The organism is Variovorax sp. W2I14 (assembly GCF_050435205.1).
Classification (GTDB): Bacteria; Pseudomonadota; Gammaproteobacteria; order Burkholderiales; family Burkholderiaceae_C; genus Variovorax; species Variovorax paradoxus_C.
In genome coordinates, this window is record NZ_JBNDJX010000001.1 from 4,521,735 (window position 1) to 4,540,826 (window position 19,092).

The 19,092-nt window shown below is 62.6% G+C and carries 13 protein-coding genes and 1 pseudogene; 7 read left to right on the forward strand and 7 right to left on the reverse strand.

Features of this window, described 5'->3' with window-relative positions; all coding sequences use genetic code 11:
* Positions 1 to 25 precede the first annotated feature (25 nt).
* The 3 genes from QF040_RS21270 to QF040_RS21280 form a co-directional block, all read right to left on the reverse strand.
* Complete coding sequence (locus QF040_RS21270) at positions 26 to 838, reverse strand: BON domain-containing protein (protein WP_429612697.1); 813 nt, start codon at positions 836 to 838, stop codon at positions 26 to 28.
* Positions 835 to 1,479, reverse strand: a complete 645-nt coding sequence (locus QF040_RS21275; protein WP_176661900.1) for an SIS domain-containing protein — start codon at positions 1,477 to 1,479, stop codon at positions 835 to 837. Before QF040_RS21275 ends, QF040_RS21270 begins: the two co-directional genes overlap by 4 nt.
* Before the next feature lie 86 nt (positions 1,480 to 1,565).
* The gene (locus tag QF040_RS21280; RefSeq protein ID WP_429612698.1) at positions 1,566 to 1,943 is read right to left on the reverse strand and encodes a YraN family protein; all 378 of its coding nucleotides are present in this window, start codon (positions 1,941 to 1,943) and stop codon (positions 1,566 to 1,568) included.
* 51 nt (positions 1,944 to 1,994) lie between these two features.
* Between QF040_RS21280 and rsmI the strand changes: the two genes are divergently transcribed.
* Positions 1,995 to 2,951 (forward strand): 16S rRNA (cytidine(1402)-2'-O)-methyltransferase, encoded by a 957-nt coding sequence (gene rsmI / locus QF040_RS21285; protein WP_429612699.1) that lies wholly within the window; start codon positions 1,995 to 1,997, stop codon positions 2,949 to 2,951.
* Here the strand turns inward: rsmI and QF040_RS21290 are convergent.
* From QF040_RS21290 to QF040_RS21305, 4 genes are all read right to left on the reverse strand, one after another.
* On the reverse strand, positions 2,948 to 3,676 hold the full coding sequence (locus QF040_RS21290) for a glutathione S-transferase (RefSeq protein WP_429612700.1): 729 nt from the start codon (positions 3,674 to 3,676) through the stop codon (positions 2,948 to 2,950). The genes rsmI and QF040_RS21290 overlap by 4 nt on opposite strands.
* Positions 3,677 to 3,755: 79 nt before the next feature.
* Positions 3,756 to 3,977 (reverse strand): hypothetical protein, encoded by a 222-nt coding sequence (locus QF040_RS21295; RefSeq protein WP_307647206.1) that lies wholly within the window; start codon positions 3,975 to 3,977, stop codon positions 3,756 to 3,758.
* A 137-nt stretch (positions 3,978 to 4,114) separates the two neighbouring features.
* Positions 4,115 to 6,697: a PepSY domain-containing protein gene (locus QF040_RS21300; protein ID WP_429612701.1), complete on the reverse strand. Its 2,583-nt coding sequence runs from the start codon at positions 6,695 to 6,697 to the stop codon at positions 4,115 to 4,117.
* Between the two features lies 1 nt (position 6,698).
* Positions 6,699 to 8,840, reverse strand: coding sequence for a TonB-dependent siderophore receptor (locus QF040_RS21305; protein WP_429612702.1), 2,142 nt, complete (start codon positions 8,838 to 8,840; stop codon positions 6,699 to 6,701).
* 648 nt (positions 8,841 to 9,488) lie between these two features.
* Here QF040_RS21305 and QF040_RS21310 point away from each other — a divergent pair.
* The 6 genes and pseudogenes from QF040_RS21310 (at position 9,489) to QF040_RS21335 (ending at position 18,969) form a co-directional block, all read left to right on the forward strand.
* Positions 9,489 to 9,884: a hypothetical protein gene (locus QF040_RS21310; RefSeq protein WP_429612703.1), complete on the forward strand. Its 396-nt coding sequence runs from the start codon at positions 9,489 to 9,491 to the stop codon at positions 9,882 to 9,884.
* Positions 9,885 to 10,419: 535 nt separating this feature from the next.
* A pseudogene (locus QF040_RS21315) lies at positions 10,420 to 10,629 on the forward strand (IS3 family transposase); the annotation flags it as partial.
* Positions 10,630 to 10,829: 200 nt separating this feature from the next.
* Positions 10,830 to 11,321 carry a hypothetical protein gene (locus tag QF040_RS21320; protein WP_429612704.1) on the forward strand — a complete coding sequence of 164 codons (492 nt, stop codon included), beginning with the start codon at positions 10,830 to 10,832 and terminating at the stop codon, positions 11,319 to 11,321.
* Positions 11,322 to 11,998: 677 nt separating this feature from the next.
* On the forward strand, positions 11,999 to 13,792 hold the full coding sequence (locus tag QF040_RS21325) for an ATP-dependent nuclease (protein WP_429612705.1): 1,794 nt from the start codon (positions 11,999 to 12,001) through the stop codon (positions 13,790 to 13,792).
* Positions 13,767 to 15,563 carry an ATP-dependent helicase gene (locus tag QF040_RS21330; protein ID WP_429612706.1) on the forward strand — a complete coding sequence of 599 codons (1,797 nt, stop codon included), beginning with the start codon at positions 13,767 to 13,769 and terminating at the stop codon, positions 15,561 to 15,563. Before QF040_RS21325 ends, QF040_RS21330 begins: the two co-directional genes overlap by 26 nt.
* A 598-nt stretch (positions 15,564 to 16,161) precedes the next feature.
* Positions 16,162 to 18,969: a metallophosphoesterase family protein gene (locus tag QF040_RS21335; RefSeq protein ID WP_429612707.1), complete on the forward strand. Its 2,808-nt coding sequence runs from the start codon at positions 16,162 to 16,164 to the stop codon at positions 18,967 to 18,969.
* Positions 18,970 to 19,092: the final 123 nt, after the last annotated feature.

The following is a 19,092-nucleotide window of genomic DNA, read 5'->3' on the forward strand; positions in this document are numbered from 1 at the left end:
GCCCGCGGAAGCGGGCCTTCTTGCTTCAGCGAACCGGCGAGGTCGTCACCGCCGGCTGCGCGGGCGCCGAGCCCGGCGCGGGCAGCGGCTCCATCGGCGGCAGCGGCACGCGCGAGGAAGAGGATGAAGAAGAAGGCGCCGAAGGCGTCGCGTTGCTCACCGGCGCAGGGCCCGTGCCGCCGCGCTGTGCCGCGGCCTGGTTCGCCGCCTGGCTCGCGGCGAGGTCGGCCTCGCTCACCACCTCGACCACGCGCACCACCTTCATCACACCGCCCACGCCGCGCGTGATCTCGGTTGCGCGATCGGTCTCGCGCCGCGTGGCGATGCCCATCAGGTAGACCACGCCGCGTTCGGTGACCACCTTGAATGAATTGGCGAAGATGTCCTTCGCATCGAGCAGCGAGGCCTTCACCTTGCCGGTGATGTAGAGGTCGTTCGAGCGGTCCTGGAAGGTGCTGGGCGCGCCGAGCGTGAGCTCGTTCACCACCGAGCGCACGTTGACCACGCGGCTCACTTCTTCCTCGACGCGGCGGCGGTCGGCCTCGTTGCCCACCGCGCCGGTCAGCAGCACCTGGCGGTTGAAGCTGGTGACGCTCACGTACATCTGGTCGTTGGCGATGTCGCGCACGCGGGCGGCGGCGCGCAGTTCGATGCCCTGGTCGTCGAGCTGGGCGCCCGAACTGCGGCGATCGGTTGCCACCATGCCCACGCCCACCACCGCGGCACCGCCCACCACGAGGGGCACGCAGGCCGAAAGGCCTGCGACCAGGGCGGCACCCAGGGTGAGTGCGAGGGCGAAACGCTGGGTCGACGTGGCCGTCATGGTCTTCATGGTCATGAGGAAGCTTCCTGTTCTCCGAGTAACTGGGCATCCACGCCGTCGCACAGGCAATGCAGTGCGAGCAGGTGGACTTCATGGATGCGCGCCGCACGCTCGTGCGGCACGCTGATCTGGACGTCGGTCTCGCGCAGCGCACGGCCGATGACGCCGCCGGTGCCGCTGCTGCCTGCACCAGGCGCCGCAGGCGGACCCGAGACGGCGTTGCCGAGCAGCGCGACCACGGTCATGTCGCGCTCATGTGCCGCCAGCACGGCGGCGAGCACCGCGGCCGACTGACCGCTGGCACTCAACGCGAGCAGCACGTCGCCGGCCTGGCCCAGCGCGCGCACCTGGCGGGCGAAGCGGTCGGCATCGAGCGCACTCGCGCTGTCGGCGTTCGGGTCTGTGGCATCGCCGGGCAGTGCAATGGCGCCCAGTTCAGGGCGCTCGCGTTCGAAACGGCCAACGAACTGCGCGGCGAACTGCGTGGCCAGCAGGCCCGACACGCCGGCGCCGCAAGCCAGCACCTTGCCGCCACTGGTCACGCAGGCCAGGATGGCCTGCATCGCTTGAGAGATGGGTTTGCTGAGGACCGGTCCGGTCTGGTATTTGAGGTCGGCACTGTCGATGAAGTGCTGCTGAATCCGTTGCTCGAGCATGGGGCGGGATGATAACTGGGGGCTGTGAAACAGAACGTGTGAGTTGTGGAGCCTTCAGCAAGGCTTCAGTTCCCTCGTCCGGCGCATCAGGCCGCGTCGAACGCCGCCTGGAGCCAGGTGATTTTCTCCTCGACCAGCACCACGTCGAAGCGGCATGGCGGCACCGAGCGCAGCCGGCCGAGGTAGTGCTGCGCAGCGAACACGATACGCCGCTGCTTCGTCCCGGTGATGCTGCCGCCCGCACCGCCGTGCGTACCAGCGCTGCGCTGGCGGACCTCGACGAACACCAGCGTGCCGCCGCCGGAACCCCGCGGATCGCGCATGATCAGGTCGATCTCGCCGCCGCCGCGGCCGGGCGTTCGATAATTGCGGGCGATCAGCGCGAGGCCGGCGTCCTGCAGATGTTCGAGCGCGGCGTCTTCCGCCGCATCGCCGCGGCGCTTCGTTGTGGTGTTGGTCTTCATGGCTCCCTGCCGTCTTCTCTTTTTTGTCGTTCGCTCTCACGGAGAAACCTCTTGGCCTCACTCGCCCCTGCTTCTTTCGGCGCCGCCCTTGCGGCCGCGCACGACGCCGCGGGTGCGCAGCATTATCCGCAGGCCACGCTCTACGTGGTCGCCACGCCGATCGGCAACCTGGCCGACATCACGCTGCGTGCGCTGCATGTGCTGCAGCTGGTCGACGTGATCGCCTGCGAGGACACGCGCCACACACAGAGCCTCTTGCGCGCCTACGGCATCGACCGCCCCGGCGCCCGGCTGCTGGCCGTGCACCAGCACAACGAAGCCGAGGCCGCACAGGCCGTGGTCGCGCGGCTCGCGCAAGGCGAGCGCATCGCCTATGTGAGCGACGCCGGCACGCCCGGCGTGAGCGACCCCGGTGCGCGGCTCGTCGCGGCCGTGCGCGCGGCGGGCCAGCGCGTGCTGCCGCTGCCGGGCGCGAGCAGCGTCACGACACTGATCGGCGCCGCCGGACTGGTGGCGGATGGTGCGGACGGCAACGCGAGCAGCGCCTTCGTCTTCGCGGGCTTCCTCCCGAGCAAGGCCGGCGAGCGCGACACCGCCGTGCAGGCGCTCTCGCAGGAGCCGCGCGCGGTGGTGCTGCTGGAAGCGCCGCACCGCATCGAAAGCCTCGCGCGCGCCCTGGCCGTGCTGGGCGAGCGCCGCATCACCGTGGGCCGCGAGCTCACCAAGCAGTTCGAGGACATCGCGACGGTGGCGGCCAGCACCCTGCCCGACTGGTTTGCCGCCGATCGCGATCGCGTGCGTGGCGAGTTCGCGCTGGTGCTGCATCCGGTCGCGGTGAGCGGCGACGGCGGCGCTGAAGGCGAGCGCGTGCTTCGTCTGCTGCTGGCCGAACTGCCGGTGAAGACCGCGGTGAGGTTGGCAGCAGAGATCAGCGGAGCGCCGCGCAATGCGCTGTATGAGACGGCGTTGCGTATTCGCAATGACGGCAATGACGAGCCGGGCGGCTAACCGTCCAGCTCCGCATACCGCCTGAAGATCCCATCCTCGTTGAACGCGATGCGGCGCGCGCTCTGCAGGTAGTCGTGCACGCGCTGGCGGCGCTTGACGTTGGCGTGCAGTTTCTCGACGGCCGGCGTGCGGGCCAGCGCCCGCGCGGTGGCTTTCGGGAACGCGTAATGCAAGCCATCGACCAGTTGGAACAGCGAGAGATCCGCATAGGTCAGCATGTCGCCGACCAGATGCAGATCACCCGCGGGATTGCGCTGGAGCACCTGCTCGAACCAGTTCAGGAATTTGGGAATGCGCTCTTCGCGAAAGGCCCGTGCGCGCTGCACGGCCGCATCGCGCTGGTCTTCGTAGTACGCACCGGTCGAGATCGGATGGTGCGTGTCGTGCGCCTCGGCCACCGCGTCGGCGATGGTGAGCTGCAGTTGATGCGCCCAGAGGCCGTCGGACTCGCCGACGCCCGAGAGCCCCAGCCGCGGCCCGAGGTACAGCAGGATCGCGGCGGTCTGGCCCACCACGATGTCGCCGTCGACGAGGAAGGGCGGCGCAAAGGCGGCGCGGGCGTTGTTGGGATCGCCGAGCCGCTCGCCGAGTGCCGATTCGCCACCGCCTTTGGATTCGGGCAGCCGCGCCACATCGACATAGTCGGCACCCGCTGCTTCGAGCGCGAGCCGCACGAATTCACCGCGGCCCTGGATCGTGGGCCAGTAATGGAGTTGGTAAGGCATGCGGCCATGGTGTCAGGGTCTGTGCAGCCCTGCAACCGCCGCGGTCCTTCACGCGCCGCGGCGCTGAAGAAGAGACGGCTCACCAGAATTTCCACCAGGGCCGTGGCGCGAGACGCAGCGCCTGCGGGCGGGTGTCCAGGTCGATGTTCTGGGTGACCGTGTCGCCGGAGCGGCGGCGCATTTCGGTTTCAAGAGCGTGCGCAATGCCGCGCGCCTGCTTCTCGCCGCGCAGGGCGCGCTTGCGCCACTCCGCGGCATGTTCTGCCAGGCTGGCCTCGTCCAGATCAGTCAACTCCGTCATGGGTGGAAATCTTGCATGTGCACGCCGGCGATGCCGGCGCGTGGTGAATCGTCGCGGGGGAAAGAAAAAGCCTGCCTCGGGGACGGCTCAAAGACAGGGGCAATGATAGTTCGCGGCCGGCCCCGTGCCTTGACACGTCAATAGACGTCGCGCCGATAGCGCCCCTGTGCGATCAGGTCGTCGAAGGCCGATGCCCCCAGCACTTCGCGCAACGCCGAATCGACGCCCGGGGCCATGCCTTCGAGGCTGCCGCAGACATGGATCACAGCGCCATCGACCATCCATTGCCGCAGCGCGTCGGCCGCCTCGCGCAACCTGTCCTGCACGTAAAGGCGTTGCGGCTGATCGCGGGAGAACACCAGGTCGACGCGCTCCAGCGCGCCGGCCGCTTGCCATTGCGCGATTTCCGCGGCGCAGAAGGCATCGTGTGCGGCGTTGCGCTCGCCGAACACCAGCCAGTTTCGCCCGTGTCCTCGCCGCGCACGCTCGCGAAGATGTGCGCGCAGGCCGGCAAAACCGGAGCCGTTGCCGATGAAGATGCAGGGCGCGTCGTCGTCGACCAATGCAAACGCGGGATTGGGCAGCAGGCGCAATTCGACAGCGGCATCCACGGGTGCCCACTCGGTCAGCCAGCCCGATGCCAGTCCCAGTTCGCCATTGCGGCGGGCCTGGCGGACCAGCAATTGCACATAGCCGTCGGCGGTGATCGATGCCACCGAGTAGCTGCGCGGCGCCAGCGGCAGCAGCGTGTCTGCCAACGCCTGCGCTGTGGCAGCGGACGCAACAGGAAACGCGCTGCGGGCCAGGGCGTCTTCGAGCGTGCGCTCGAGTCCATCGCAACGAACGAGCGTTCGTCCGTCGAGCCCGGCGTCGCGCAGGAAGCGCTCGATCGCGGGGCCCGACTGGCGCGGCAGCAGTTCGACGAGCGCGCCGGGCTCCCACGCGGCGGCACCGGGGCGGGCCAGTTCGATCTCGAAGAGAGGATCGCCCTGGCTGCCTGCATTGAGCAGTGTGCGGCGCACAAGGCGCCACGGCTCGAAGGGGGCCGCCGTCGGCTGATGCGTTTGCTGGTGCGCTTGCAAGGTATCGACCCGCACCGCGAAGGCGTCGGCCAGCGACTGCCGCCAGCGCTCGAGGGCGCCGGCATCGCCATTGCTCACCTCGATCATCGGGAACAGCGCCTGCGCGCCATGGCCGCGCAGATCCTGGTCCAGCGCCTTGCCGAAACCGCAGAAGTTGGCGTAGTGCCGGTCGCCCAGCGCGAGCAGCCCGTAGTGCACGTGCTGCAGGCCGGAGCCGGTCTGCCGCGCGAACTGGCGCGCAAAGGCGCGCAGGCTGTCCGGCGGATCGCCATCGCCGAAGGTGCTGGCCACCAGCAGCACCTTGCGATAGCGCTGCAGCGCATCCACGCTCAAGCGGACCAGCGGCTGCAGCACCACCGCAACGCCGGCCGATTGCAGCGCCGCCGCCGTCTGCAGCGCGATGCGCTCCGCGTGGCCGGTCTGGGTCGCGAAGGTGAGCAGCACGGGTTCGGCGCCGCGGCCGATAGGCGGCAGGGCCGGGCTCAGCCGTGCGCGCTCGTCGCGCACCGCCCGCTTCGTGCGCCGACGTCCGAGATAGAGCATCCACCCGGTGATCGCGAACAACGCCAGGCCCAGGCTGGCGAGCATCATCACGATGCGGCCCGGCATGCCCCAGTAGGTTCCCATGTGCAGCGGATAGATGCTGTTGACCAGCCGGCCTGCCAGCGGTTTGTCGGCATAGCGGTCATGCCGCGTGGCTTCACCGGTGGCCGCATCGAGATAGAGGCGATTGCGTGCGCGCTCGTGCTCGGGATTGGCACGCAGGTAGGTTGCCTCGATCTGCGTTGCATTGCGCGTCGGCAGGCGCAACGTGGCCTGGCTCCAGTCGCCTTGGGTTTCCTGCAGGAAGGATTGCCACGCGCGCTGCAGGTCGGGCTTGGGCACTGCGGTCGCCTTGGCCAACTTGGCTGCGGTGCTGTCGGCCTGCATGCGTTGCGAGCGGACCATGCGCCCCTCGCCCGCCGCGTTGTCCACCACCGTGCGCAGCGCATCGAAGCCCCAGTACATGCCCGTGAGGCTGGACGCCAGGTACGCCAGCAGCGCAATGGTGCCTGCCACCGCATGCAGGTTCCAAAGAAAGGCGCGGCCGGTGAGCGCGAAGTCCAGCTTCAACCAGGCCCGCCAGGCGAGCGGGCGGCGCGGCCAGCGCAAATAGAGACCCGACAACGCCAGGATCAACAGGCCCACGGCCAGGGTGCCGGTGACGGGCTTGCCCGTATCCCGAGGCAGCAGCAGCCAGCGGTGCAGGCTCTCGACGAACTCGAAGAAGGCATCGCCCTTCGGCTCGGGCAGCAACTCGGCCGTGAAGGGGTCGACCAACCGCACCTCCCCCTGGCGCTGGCCTGGCGGTGGCGCGAAATTGACGCGCGCCGGTCGTCCGGGCTCGGCGAATACCGTGAGCGCGGCGATCCGGTGCTCGGAATGAGCCGCCTGCACAAGTTCCACCAGGGCCGCGGGCGGCAGCGCCGCCGCGCCAGCCAGGTTGGACACATGGCGCAGTTCGGGATTGATCGCGTCGACGATTTCGGCGCGAAAGGAAAGCATGGCGCCGGTCAGCCCGATCACCACGAGCACGGACCCGGCCGTGATACCGATGAACCAGTGGATCTGGAACCAGACGCGCCGCAGCAGTGCCATGTCAGAGATCGATCTTGAGCGTGGCCTTGATCGAACGCGGCGCGCCGACGGCCAGCCGCGTGCCGGCCGCCGCCCAGTAGCGCTTGTCGCCGACGTTGTCGATGTTGACCTGCCACAGCGTGCGCTTGCCGAACAGCTGCGTCACGTAGCGCGCGCCCAGGCCGAAGATGGTGTTTCCGCCGATGAACGCCTGGTTCAGGTCGTCGACCGGGCGCCGCCCCGTGTAGTACGCCCCGCCGTTGACCGACAGGCCGGGAACCGCCGCGATGTCGTACGAGAGGAAAGCGCTGGCCGTCTGCCGGGCGGTGTTCTCGGGCAGCTTGCCGTTGTACTGCGCGTTGATGTCGCGGAACTCGGCATCGAGCGACTGGGCCGAGAGTTGCCACGCCAGGGCGCGGGTCAGGCGACCCTGCGCCGAGATTTCAAGACCGCGGTAGCGCTGCCGCCCGTCGGCCACGAAGGTGTTGGCGCTGTTGGTGTAGGCGCCCGGGCGCTCGATGTCGAACACCGCGCCGGACAGCAGCATGCCGCCGCCGGTGAGCCAGCGCAGGCCGATCTCCTTCTGCTTGCTGATGCCGGGCGGCATGTGGGCGTTCTGGTTGGCGGTGCCCGCGGGTGCGATCTCGCCCTCCTCGACACCCTGCGCATACGACACGTAGCCCACGAGGTCGGGCGTGAACTTGTAGCTGAGCGCTGCGAGCGGCGTGGTCTTGCGCACGTCGAAGGCGATCGAGGGGATCGTGGCGCTGGCACCCTGCGTGCTCTCGAAGTGCGTATGGCGCGCACCGACCACCAGTTGCCACTGCGGCGAGAAGGTGATGCGGTCGAGCGCGTAGAGGCCCAGCTCCTGGCTGTCCTGCGCGCCGGTGGTGGGCCGGGTCGGCAACGCGGTCAGCGGCAGGTAGCCGATGACGACCGGGTTGTAGAGGTTTTGCACGGTGCTCGCGCCACCGTAGTTGCGCTGGAAGATCGGGTCCTGGGTCTTCTTGCTCTGCGCGGCGCCGATCGTGAGCTCGTGCTGCACGCTACCGGTCGAGAAGGTGCCGAACAGCTCGGTGCGCAACAGGTCGGACGTCTGCTTCAGGCTCTGGTCGTTGCCGGTGATGCGGCCTGCGCCGGTGCGCACGTTGTAGTTGCTGAAGCTGGCGAGCCTGCGGTCGCGCTCGGCTTCGGAGTGGCCGGCCTCCACCATCAACGCCCAGTTGCCGCCGAGCGAATAGTCGGCGCGCAGCTGGGTGTTGGTGACTTCGGCGTCGAAGACCGCCCAGGCCGGGCCCAAGAGCTTGTCCGGGTCCGGCAGCGCGGGCAAGGTGATCACGCCGTTGGCGGCCGCCGGCCTCGCGATGCCGGCCTGCTCGGTGATGCGCTTGCGGTAGTTCTCGACGTCGGCCTTGAGCGTGAGGCGGTTGTTGACGCGCCAGTCGAAGGCGGCCGACACGAACCGGCGGTTGCCGTCCACCCCGTCGATGTTGGAGCCGATGCGGCCGCCGGCCGCGTTGATTCGCAGGCCGTACTGGTTCTCGTCGCCGAACCGGCGCCCGATGTCGGTGGAGGCCTGCAACGTGCCCTTGTCGTCGACGGTGAGGCCGACGGAGCTCACCGGCGTGCTGCCGGCTCGCTTGGTCACAAGATTGACGATGCCGGCCGGCGTGGTGAAGCCGTAGTAGAGCGCCGAGGCCCCCTTCAGCACCTCGACCCGCTCCTTGTTCTCCATGGGAATCTCGGAAATGTTGGGAATCGCCAGTGAACCGTTGAGCCGGTAGTTCGTCCGGTTCTCGACGGCGATGCCGCGGATCACGAGCTGGTCGAAGGTGTCGCCGCCGTTCTGCTGGCGCGTGACGCCGGCGGTGTTGCGCAGCACGTCGTAGATGCCCGCCGCGCCCTGGAGCTCGAACACGTCGCGCGTGACGGTGTTGACCGTTGCAGGGACATCCAGGATGCCGGCGCCCCTGAATGTGCCGGCCTCCACGCTGTTGGCAACAAAGCCGTTGGTCGCGCTGGATTCGACTGTGACGGTGCTGAGCTGTCCAGGCACATCGGCGGCGGCATCGGCCGTCTGCGCGTGAGAAACGGGCGAGATGAGAGAAGCAAGAGAGAAGGTCCCCGCGAGCGCGAGTGGCCTGGCCAATGGAAACTTGTGCATGGAGCAGCGCGTGCGCAGGACGCGCACAGCATTCAGAGCGATTCGGAGGCGCCCATTCTAAAGTTGCGCGTGAGAATCATTCTTAATGAGGGAAAAAAGAAAGGCCGGGAGCTTTGGGAAGCTCCCGGCCTTTTGCTTTGTGCATGTGGTCCGCCGCCAGGAACGACAAAACAGGCTTCAAGCCGCATGAGTACTAGATTTTCCAACTTCGACTCGGAAAAGTACCGACAAAAGTACCGGCAAATCCCAAAATGTCCCGCCTGTTGCAAAATGCAGCGGCGCAGCTGCAACTCTCACTGAACAGGGCTGGACGCCATCATTGGTCTCTACGGGCCTAGCCCGTTGTCACATATGGCAGCAAGACAACCCTGGGCACATAGCGCCTCTCGATCAACGGCTTCGAAGATGGCGTGCAGACGTCTGCACGATTGCTAGCCCACACCCGATTCGCGGTTCTGGCTGCGTCATTTCTGATGCTTTCGTGGCTACGTCGATACAGCGCGCTGCGCTCTTTCAGCAAGTATCCACTGCACCACACCTCCCCAAATGCCGGTCGGGGCTTGCAATTTTGGCCGTATCCACAAAGTTATCCACAAACTTTGTGGATAACTCTGTGGACTTCCTAGGGATAAATACCTTTGCAACTGCGTGAACTTGATTTCAAATGCCGTAAATGGCGCGCTTGCGCATCGGTTTAACTCTGCGAAAAAGGCCCATCATGAAGATGAAACTCACCGCAGCGCGGCGCGTATGAGCGCACTCGCTGAACTGGACGATCCGCGTGCTATCGCCTTGCTTGGAGAACAGATTTACGCGGAAAAGTACAAACAACGGTTTGAAGCCGAACATCCAGCACAGTTTGCTGCGATCGACATTCATTCTCAACAGGCCTTCGTCGCAGAGTACCCAGAAGAAGCCATCGAACAGGCAAGAGCGTCCATTCCTGAATGTGTTGTGCACTTGGTGCGCATCGGATCAGCTAGCGCTTACCGAATGAGCTTTTTCTTTGCCTCTGATGATGCCGGCGCGGCGCGGATTCTATAAAGGCAAGAAGCCTTGCGTTGACCTTCTTGTCGCGGGAACACGCGGGCATCCTGAGCAGCTTACGGTCACGGTGGATACGGGGTTCAGTGGCTTCCTCCTAATCTCTCAGCCGCAAGCCGAGCCCCACGGACTCCAGCCCATCGGCACGACGTTGGCCACGCTGGCAAACGGAAGCCAGACGGCCATGATCATGGCACTTACGACCGTCGGTTTCGGGGGCCGGAGTCGAGAAGGTGTAGCCACGATTTCAAACATGGATTGTCAGTGCCTCATTGGCATCGACTTCCTTCGCTTGTTTGAATTAGCTTTGGTGCTTACAGACAAAAGTATTTGGCTCGTTCCGGCCGTCGAACTTGAGTCGATACCCGAGTTCATCAAGTTGGCAACATAGGATCGTCTCGGGACAGCGGTCACTTGCCAGCGACTTAGCTCCATAGCAGCAATGGCACGAGCGCCTTAACTTCTGCGGCCTTCAGGCTAAGGCAGCACGCCTTGATTCTGTAGCCACCCCAGCTTCGCATGGTGGTGGGGATGCAAGCTCGGCAAACGCGTCAGGGCGAACATTCTTCAGCTGGGTTTATCCGACCAAGAATGCCTTGAAGGGCTGGCACCGCGAATACGAGCAGCGGCTCGATTTGCCTGCGGCCATGCGGGCTGGTCCCCAAGTACTCGCAGGCGCAGAAGGAGGGCTCTCGAGCACTACATCACTCACGATCGCTGCATTGCAGCAACGATGAGAACGTTAGCCTAACGCTGCGACTCGCGCCTGGCTGCGCAAGACGCAGCGCGGCCCGGATATGGACTTCATTCTTGATGGCAAGGTCCAAGACGAGCCTCGGAACTCTTGGCCGCTGCTCGTCAGCAACAACGTTCCCAAGAATCTCAGCAAGGGCACTTCGAACGGCATCTGTTCAAGCCTGGATCTTCTCGGGCGACTGGAGCGAATTGCTCATCGCGCAGTTCGCGGGCCGCCAGCTCACCGTGCCGGGTGGCTGCCGGCAAGCCGCTGCTCGCGTTGTTCTTCGCGGCGCCGCAGACCGCCTTGCTGCTTCTGGCAAGCTTCGCTCGCTGATCTACGTGGATGCATTCGTACCGTCCGAAGGCGAGAAGGCTTCCGACTACATGCCAGAGGAGGCGCGCACAAAACTCGCCGCAACGCTCGCGATGGGTGATCCCGCTTATCCGCCGATACGGGCGGAGTTCTTCGGCCTCGAACAACCCGAAGATGTTGCGTGGGTGCAGGCCAGACTCACCGCGCAACCGGCGGCGAACTACTTCCAACCCATTCGGCTCGACAACAGATTGGGCGTCGGCATCAGGCGTAGCTATGTGGCGTGTCAGTCGCCGCGACTCCCTGTCTTTGATTCGGCCAAGGCACGGATCCGCGCGGACGCATCATGGATCTATCAGGATTGCAAACGGGACACGATGCCATGATCACGTCCCCGGATCGCTTGGCCAAGTTGCTCATTCGGCTTGCTTGAGTGGAACGCCAGGGGTACTGCTTGCAAGAAAGGCTCTTTTGAAAAGACCAATGAAAGCCAGCCTCAACGAAACATGGAATCGAATCACAAACCGTGAATCGCAGCGGTAAGTTATTGATTCTTCGAAAACTCGTAAGCAGTTCGAGCCCCGCTCAAGCTGGGGCGGAATCGAAAAATCGTTCGCGACCTGCGCCAATACTTGCTTTCAGTCTCTGTTCCGGTTCTATGGGTACAACTTCGGGTACACCAGACCATCTAAGACCTGTGCAATGCAAATTGCAGGTGGTGCACTTGGCTGGTCTTGATGGATTATTGCGCGATTCGGCGGCGAGGGTGCCAGGCTCGTTCGCATTTTTTCGATGGTGGCGTCTGCTTTGCAGCGGTTGCTGTCGCTGGCAGCCAGCGGATGATTTACCGCTCTCTAGCACTAAGCGGCTGCACTCAACCTGCTGCGGGAAGACCGGATCCTCCGCGCCGAGGACCAATTGTCAGAACTGCAGGACCAAAGCGTGTGACGCCCACGGTCCTCAAGGAGGCACTGGAACGAATCAAGCGGGTCACCGAACTGCTCGCCGAGCGGGGCAAGCGATAGACTGACACGAACTAAAGAGATACCACCAGGAGAAGGTCATGCGGATCTGTCGCATCGCAATCGAGAACTTCGCGAACTTTGACTCGGTAGACTTCGCTACCGATGACAGCTTAGTCGTCGTTGGCGAGAACAAGGTCGGCAAGAGCAACCTTCTCAAGGCACTGCGGCTGGTGCTGGACCCAAGTCTGCCCGACCGCGAGCGGCAACTTGGTCTCGAGGACTTTTGGGACGGCTTGGGCGACGAAAAGCTGGGCTACGAGGTGGAGGTCGTGGTCGAACTAACCGACTTTGAGGACAACGACAACCTGCTGGCGGTACTGGCGGGATGCCTGGTTGAGAAGGAGCCGCCCGTGGCTCGGCTCACCTATCTCTACCGGCCCAAAGCTGACCTGAAAGGTAAAGAGCCCGAGAGTCTGGCGGACTACGAGTTCTTGGTATTCGGCGGGACGGATGAGGACAACGTCTTCACGGCCCTCCAAAGGCGCGAGCTGCCGATGGACTACCTGTTCGCCTTGCGTGATGCCGAAGGCGACCTGCTGAACTGGCGGCGCTCGCCGCTTCGACCCATCATCGAGGAGCTCACGGCTAACCTGGACGACAAGGCGCGCGCGGAGCTGCAGAAGCTCGTGAACGATGCGAGCGAAGGCTTGGCCGCCCGTCCTGAGGTGGCTGCGGCCGCGCAGAAGGTGGCCCAGCGTCTGGAGAAGATGGTTGGCGATGAGCACGCAGTGTCGCTCGCTCTAGGCGTCGCCCCCACCAATGTCGACGTCCTGCTCCGAAGCCTGCGCCTGCTAATCGACGGCGGCGCCCGCGGCATCGGTGACGCGAGTCTCGGAACCGCGAACCTCCTGTTCCTGACGCTCAAAGCGCTGGAACTCGAACGGGCAGTGAAAGCTGGTGAACGCAGCCACACCTTCCTGGCCATCGAAGAGCCTGAGGCTCACCTGCACCCCCATGTGCAGCGCCTGGTTTACCGGCACTACCTGGGTGCGGACGGCGACGCACCTGAGAATGTCACCACCATCCTCACGACGCACTCGCCGCACATCGCAAGCGTCGCGCCGCTGCGTTCAATCGTGCTGCTGCGCGAAGACCCGGGCGACGAAGCAACCGTCATCACCTCTGCGGCGAAAGTGGAGCTCACTGTCGACGACGAAGACGACCTGCAGCGCTACATCGACGTGACGCGCGGTGAGCTGTTCTTCGCGCGCGGCATTATCTTCGTTGAAGGTGACGCCGAGCGGTTCCTCGTGCCGGCGTTTGCCACCGCCCGCGGTCTGGACTTGGACTCGCTGGGCGTTACGGTGTGCTCCGTCGCCGGCACCAACTTCCTGCCGTATGTGAAGCTGGTCGGCCCGGATAGTCTTGACATCCCGTTCATCGTTTTGACCGACCGCGACCCCGTGGGCGATGGTTCGCCTTTGGCGTACGGAAGGGTGAGCAAACTGCTCAAGCACCTTGGCATGGACGACGAGGACTTGGACGAGTACGACGCCGACGGCTTGTTCGAGTACGCGGAGAACGACGGAATCTTCGTCAACTCCACCACGTTGGAGGTCGACCTGTTCGAGGCAGGCATGGGCGCAGCGATGGCCGCGGTCTTCGCGAAGGCTGCTTCGACGTATGGGCCCAAACGTCAGGCCATGGTCAAGCAGTGGCTCGACGACCCGGCCAGCCTGGATGAAGACAAGTTCCTCGGCCTGGTCGAAAATGTCGGCAAGGGGCGCTTCGCGCAAGCACTTGCAGGTCACGTCAAGGCGGCGCACTGCCCCGAGTACATGAAGAAGGCCTTCACCTTCATCCAGAATGGCTTCTCCCCAGTCGAGTCCTAAGTACCTCGAAGCTGCCGAGCAGCTGCGCGCCAACGCCGGCCAGTGGGCGGCCTATGAGTCGACCGGAAACGTCTGCGTCCTCGCGGGCCCGGGTAGCGGCAAGACCAAGACGCTTGTCACCAAGCTGGCGCGCGTCATGGCCGAGGACGTGCGGGCGCCGCGTGGTGTTGCCTGCATCACCTTCAGCAACGAGGCGGCGCGAGAGCTTGTGCGCCGGCTGCGGCAACTCGGACTGGAGCAGTCCCCGCGCCTGTTTGTGGGAACGGTGCACTCGTTCTGCCTCATGCAGCTGCTGCTGCCCTTGGCCCGGTTGGCGGGGTTGCAGCTGCCGCATCCGTTGAAGGTTGCAACCGAGTCACAAGCGCGCGAAATCTTTAAGAACGCGGCCGAGAAGCTGCGCGGCATCGGCCAGCCCACGCGCAAGGACGAAGTCGACCTGCACCGCAGAGTCCATCTAGACCGGCAAGCCAAAGCCTGGAAGCAGAACGAGGAACTCACGGGCTTGGCCGAAGCGTACGAAGCTGCGCTCAGAAAGCACAGTCTCATTGACTTCGACGACATCGTGCATTACGGCCAGCGCCTGGTCTACGAGCAGGACTGGGTGCTCCATGTCATCCGGGCTAAGTTCCCAGTCATCGCCGTCGACGAGTACCAAGACCTTGGCGGTGCGCTTGACCGCATCGTGCGGCGGCTTACCTTCGACGGAGGCGTGCGGCTCATCGCCGTAGGAGACGTTGACCAGTCGGTCTACGGCTTCACAGGTGCCAACAGTGAGCTTCTGGAGGACCTCTCCAAGCTAAACGGTATCGCAACCATCCCCCTAAAGGTGAATTACCGAAGCGGCACCGGCATCATCGAGGTCGCTCAGAAGGCGCTTGGGAAGGACCGCGGCTACGAGTCCTCGGACCCGAGCCACCAGGCGTTCGTCAAGACGCATAAGTGCGACGAAGGCTTGCGAGACCAAGCCGCTTACGCGATGAAGGTACTTGTGCCGGCGGCTCTGAAGGCTCGCCGGGGTCGTCAGCTTGGTGACATCGCGGTTCTCTACCGAAACAAAAACGTCGGCGACATCGCTGCCATCGAGGCAACCAGAGCCGGTCGTCCGTTTGTCCGCATTGACAATGCGGCTCCATACAAGAAGGTACCGCTGACCGGGTGGATTGAGGATTGCGCAAGCTGGTGTGCTGACGGCTGGGAAATAGCGTCTCCACCGCTGCGCGACCTGCAAGGGCGTTGGCGCTCTTTCCACGGCAGCCTGAGCGATGCCCGCGCCCGAGACGCTCGCGCAAGGCTCACTCGCTTCCTGTGGTCCAACCGCGGCAAGGGCACTGCGCTGGAGTTCGTTCAGAAGCTACGGGAGGAGCTGTTCACGGAGTTGGAAGCGACCCGCCCGGAGCTTGCCGACCAAGTGGCACAGCTCGACGCCATGCACGGAGCGCTTGGAAAGGGTGGCGTGCTTGAGGGCACCGCTAAGGCGGAACTCGGTCGGCGCGACGGCGCGCCCAAGCAGCTAAATCTGCTCACCCTGCACTCCGCAAAGGGCACCGAGTACGACGTGGTCATCATGTTGGGTTTGGACCAAGGCCACTTGCCATCTCCTAAATTCTTCGACAGGACACCGGAGCAAATGGCAGAAGCCCGCAGGCTGTTTTATGTCGGTGTGACCCGGGCCCGCGACGAAGTACATCTGCTCTATAGCGGGTTCGATGAAAACCTGACGAATGGCAAGAGGTTCTACAACGGCCCATCGGAGTTTCTCAACGGCATTTGAGCCTGACGGGCCCCCTGGCCTCGCACAGGCGCATGCACGTCTGGTACCGCGCTGCGACCACGGCAACTATCCATCGTTTAGACAAGGCGGACCTACAGGACGCCGCCGATGAGTGCTCTGCGTTGCCAAACAAAAGGAGCGAAACTGCCTTTACTCGACGAACTTAGGCGCCGGTCGCGCGCACCTGCGTCTCTTCACGCCTAAGCTTTTCCCTCGCAGAGGACGCTAGCTGTGTCATGCACTGATGTTCAAAGCCTGTCCGCGGCAGATTCCGAATGCCCGCTCATGCGAGCAGCAGTCGTTCAATGTTGAAAAGGTGATCGGCGGCTCTCAGTCTGGAGCGGGCATACCTGAAGGGGCGGCTACGCAGCGGTAGGCGTCGCGCCGCCAACGGCGCCGCAACGCCGTGGTTGCGGCTTTCGCATCGTCGAACTTGGCGCCCGATTGCTCCTATTCATGGTTTGGCACAATCGGCGCACAAGTGGGTAGCTTTATTCAGGTCAACTTGATCGGGTGGAGGCGTAAGGCTCAACGATGCAGATGAGCGCTTTTCGCGGGTGCCTGATGAAGCACCACAAAACTAAGAAAGAACAAGACGATGTCCGACTCGGTTAAATGGCTTCATCTTTCCGATTTTCACTTCGGCATCCACCTTTACGATCAGGCCTTTTCTGCAAAGAAAATCATCGAGCACCTGAAGGAAGCTCAGGCCAAGGGAGTTACTCCTGACTTCATCTTCATCACGGGCGACGTCGCTAATTCTGGGAAGAAGTCTGAGTACGAGCAATTTGTTCAGCACCTCATTGCGCCGATCATCGAGCTCTTTGGAAGCGAGTTTTTGGACAATATCTTTACCGTTCCAGGTAACCACGATTTGAATCGTCACGTCAACGAGGAATTCAGCAAAGAGAAGTTCGTCAGATCGGAATCTCGCGCATTTAATACCGACCAAGGATCAGCGCTGCGGCGCGAAATGCTCACCAAGCGATTCGAAGATTTTTTCGAACACAATTTATGCGTAAACTCGACGGAAATCAAATCTGACCGTGGCGCTTTCGTGGTCGAGAGAACTATCAATTCGGCGAAGATCGGAATCATCGGACTGAACACTGCTTGGCTGTGCGATGGGGAAAAGGACAAGGAAGCACTCACCCCGGGCTTCGCCATTCTGCGAGACGCGCTTGAAGGAATTCCGAATTGTGCCCTCACGTTTGTGCTTGGGCACCATCCGCTCGACTGGATCTACCCGCCCCATAGGCAAACCGTCCACTCACTCTTGGCAGCCAAACAGGCTCTCTATTTGCATGGCCACATGCACGCAGAGTCGTTTTCGAACACTCTGAATGGCGCAGGGGAGTTTCTTGCCGTCCAGTCCGGAGCCGGCTGGCAATGCCCAGAGGGCGGGAAGTGGAAGAACGGATTTATGTGGGGAGCAGCTGATCTTGAGTCCGGTCTGATGCGGTTTCAACCTTTCACCTGGAGCTTCCCCAATCAGTGCTGGGCGCTGGACGGCGCCCGATTCCATGAAAATTATAGGAATGGCGACTGGTGGGAAATTGAGGCGCCGCGTGCGCGAACGAAGCCAGACTACGCGCCAAAGCAGAAGAACCAACGCCTTGTGGGGTGGGAGATCAAGGACCTGACCACCCTCGAGCGCTGCACCGAGAAGCTCCATGAAGACGAGTCGATCGCATATTTCGATGGCGCGACTCCCAGTTGGTCTATCGCGCTGTCGGATTCGATTCCTCGAAGAGAAATTGTCGGCAAGGTGTCGAACAATTATCGACACGATACAACGACGCCATTTATTTGCGTCCTGTTGGGTGCGGGCTGCGAAGGCAAGACAACAGCACTCCTGCAGTGTGGCCTAGAAATACTGCGCGCGAATAAATCGAAAAAAATACTTTTCCGAACAAATCACACTCGCCCATTCAACGGTGCGGAGTTGTTGGAGACCTTCCGCAGTCACGACGACTGGCTGCTCGTGATCGATGAAGCAGATCAGGTCGCGAAAGACGTCTTGCGCTTCATCGACGTCGGATTCGACGGTTACACCGGGCGCATTGATTTCCTGCTGGCGAGCAGGGATTCAGATTGGCAAGCGTCCGGCGCGAAGAGCCTAGCTTGGACGTTCAAGGCGAAGTTCAAGGAAGAGATCCTGAAAGATCTCAGCCTCAGAGACGCAGATCTCATCGTCAAGTCCTGGGGAGCGTTTGGAAGCAAAGGACTAGGCGAAGAGCTCGCACTGCTGCCGGAAGATCAGCGCGCAGAGAAACTACGCTTTTATGCTAGGAAGGAGTCAAAGGGAAATTCCGACGCTTTTTTTGGTGCGCTCTTAATGTCCCGGCACGGTAACGACTTGATTGAACATGCACAATCAATGCTTGAGAAGCTGGCAGTGGTTGAGTTGCCGACCGGACAAACGTTGAAGGACGTGCTCGGCTATATCGCTGCAATGCACGTCGAGGGATTCGACAAGCTCAGCTTCGCTACGCTCGCTGGGCTTTTGGAACTGTCGATCCCTAAATTGCAGAGCGAGGTCCTTCGGCAGCTCGGTAAGGAGGCTGCTGCCACTAGCACGGCGACAAGCATTTTCACCCGGCACAAATATATTGCTGCCGCTCTAGTTGAAGTGCTTGAAACAAGGTTTAACGAGGACATTTCCCAGTACTACATCAATCTCGCAATTTCCGAAGTCATGCGCTCTAGAAGAGAGCAAGTTATTGACTTGACTTTTTGGCGATTTGAAATGACAGAGAAGCTATTCGTGTCCGGCAAGACACGACTTGCGATCGACATCGCCCGGAGAATCTACGAAACTGATGCATCCTTTCACCAACTCACCAAGCTCGCATCTCTCTATCGCCGACAGGGGAATGCCGATGAGGCGGTCAGGCTCTTCCGAAATTTCGATACAAAACCAACTCATCGCGGTTTTTATTTTGAATGGGGCGTTTGCGAAGGGATGCTACGACACAGAACGGAGAATGCACTCCTCGCCGCGCATGCGTTGAGCGATCAGTCTGAGACCAATTCTCTGATGGTTGAGAATGCGCGGGTTTACCTTAGCGGTCTTTCAAGGTGCTGCGACAACCTTCATATTGCGTTTGCCGAACGGATATTCACCGAGGCCGAATCTGCTTGCAATTCATTATTGACAATCCTAAAAAAGAACAATAAGGCTGGGGAATCAGAATCCGAACAGTTGATCTCCAACTTTGCCAAAGACGTCGCAAAGCGCCGGAAAAAGCTGTACGGCAGAGCTGAGGCGATTGCCATCATCAGCGACATGGTCCGCAAGCTTAAACCGTACGGCGTTGCGTCAGAGGTAGTGCGGGCTGCCGACGCAAACTCAATGTCTTTCGTGTCGCTCGATAGGATTGTCCGAAACGTTGAAGCTCTTTAAAGCTCGGTCCCCGAATGTCCTAGGCCAAAACGGCTTGCATAGTCCCGCGATCTAACTCTCTGGCACCGTGGCCACAAAAACTTCAAAGACTGCAACCAGTCTAAGGCGGACTATTGGTAAGAC

Excerpts from the sequence above, each read along its gene's own strand:
- QF040_RS21270 (WP_429612697.1), bottom strand. The coding sequence starts at position 838 with ATGACCATGAAGACCATGACGGCCACGTCGACCCAGCGTTTCGCCCTC.
- QF040_RS21275 (WP_176661900.1), bottom strand. The coding sequence starts at position 1,479 with ATGCTCGAGCAACGGATTCAGCAGCACTTCATCGACAGTGCCGACCTC.
- QF040_RS21280 (WP_429612698.1), bottom strand. The coding sequence starts at position 1,943 with ATGAAGACCAACACCACAACGAAGCGCCGCGGCGATGCGGCGGAAGAC.
- QF040_RS21290 (WP_429612700.1), bottom strand. The coding sequence starts at position 3,676 with ATGCCTTACCAACTCCATTACTGGCCCACGATCCAGGGCCGCGGTGAA.
- QF040_RS21295 (WP_307647206.1), bottom strand. The coding sequence starts at position 3,977 with ATGACGGAGTTGACTGATCTGGACGAGGCCAGCCTGGCAGAACATGCC.
- QF040_RS21300 (WP_429612701.1), bottom strand. The coding sequence starts at position 6,697 with ATGGCACTGCTGCGGCGCGTCTGGTTCCAGATCCACTGGTTCATCGGT.
- QF040_RS21305 (WP_429612702.1), bottom strand. The coding sequence starts at position 8,840 with ATGCACAAGTTTCCATTGGCCAGGCCACTCGCGCTCGCGGGGACCTTC.
- QF040_RS21325 (WP_429612705.1), top strand. The coding sequence starts at position 11,999 with ATGCGGATCTGTCGCATCGCAATCGAGAACTTCGCGAACTTTGACTCG.
- QF040_RS21330 (WP_429612706.1), top strand. The coding sequence starts at position 13,767 with ATGGCTTCTCCCCAGTCGAGTCCTAAGTACCTCGAAGCTGCCGAGCAG.
- QF040_RS21335 (WP_429612707.1), top strand. The coding sequence starts at position 16,162 with ATGTCCGACTCGGTTAAATGGCTTCATCTTTCCGATTTTCACTTCGGC.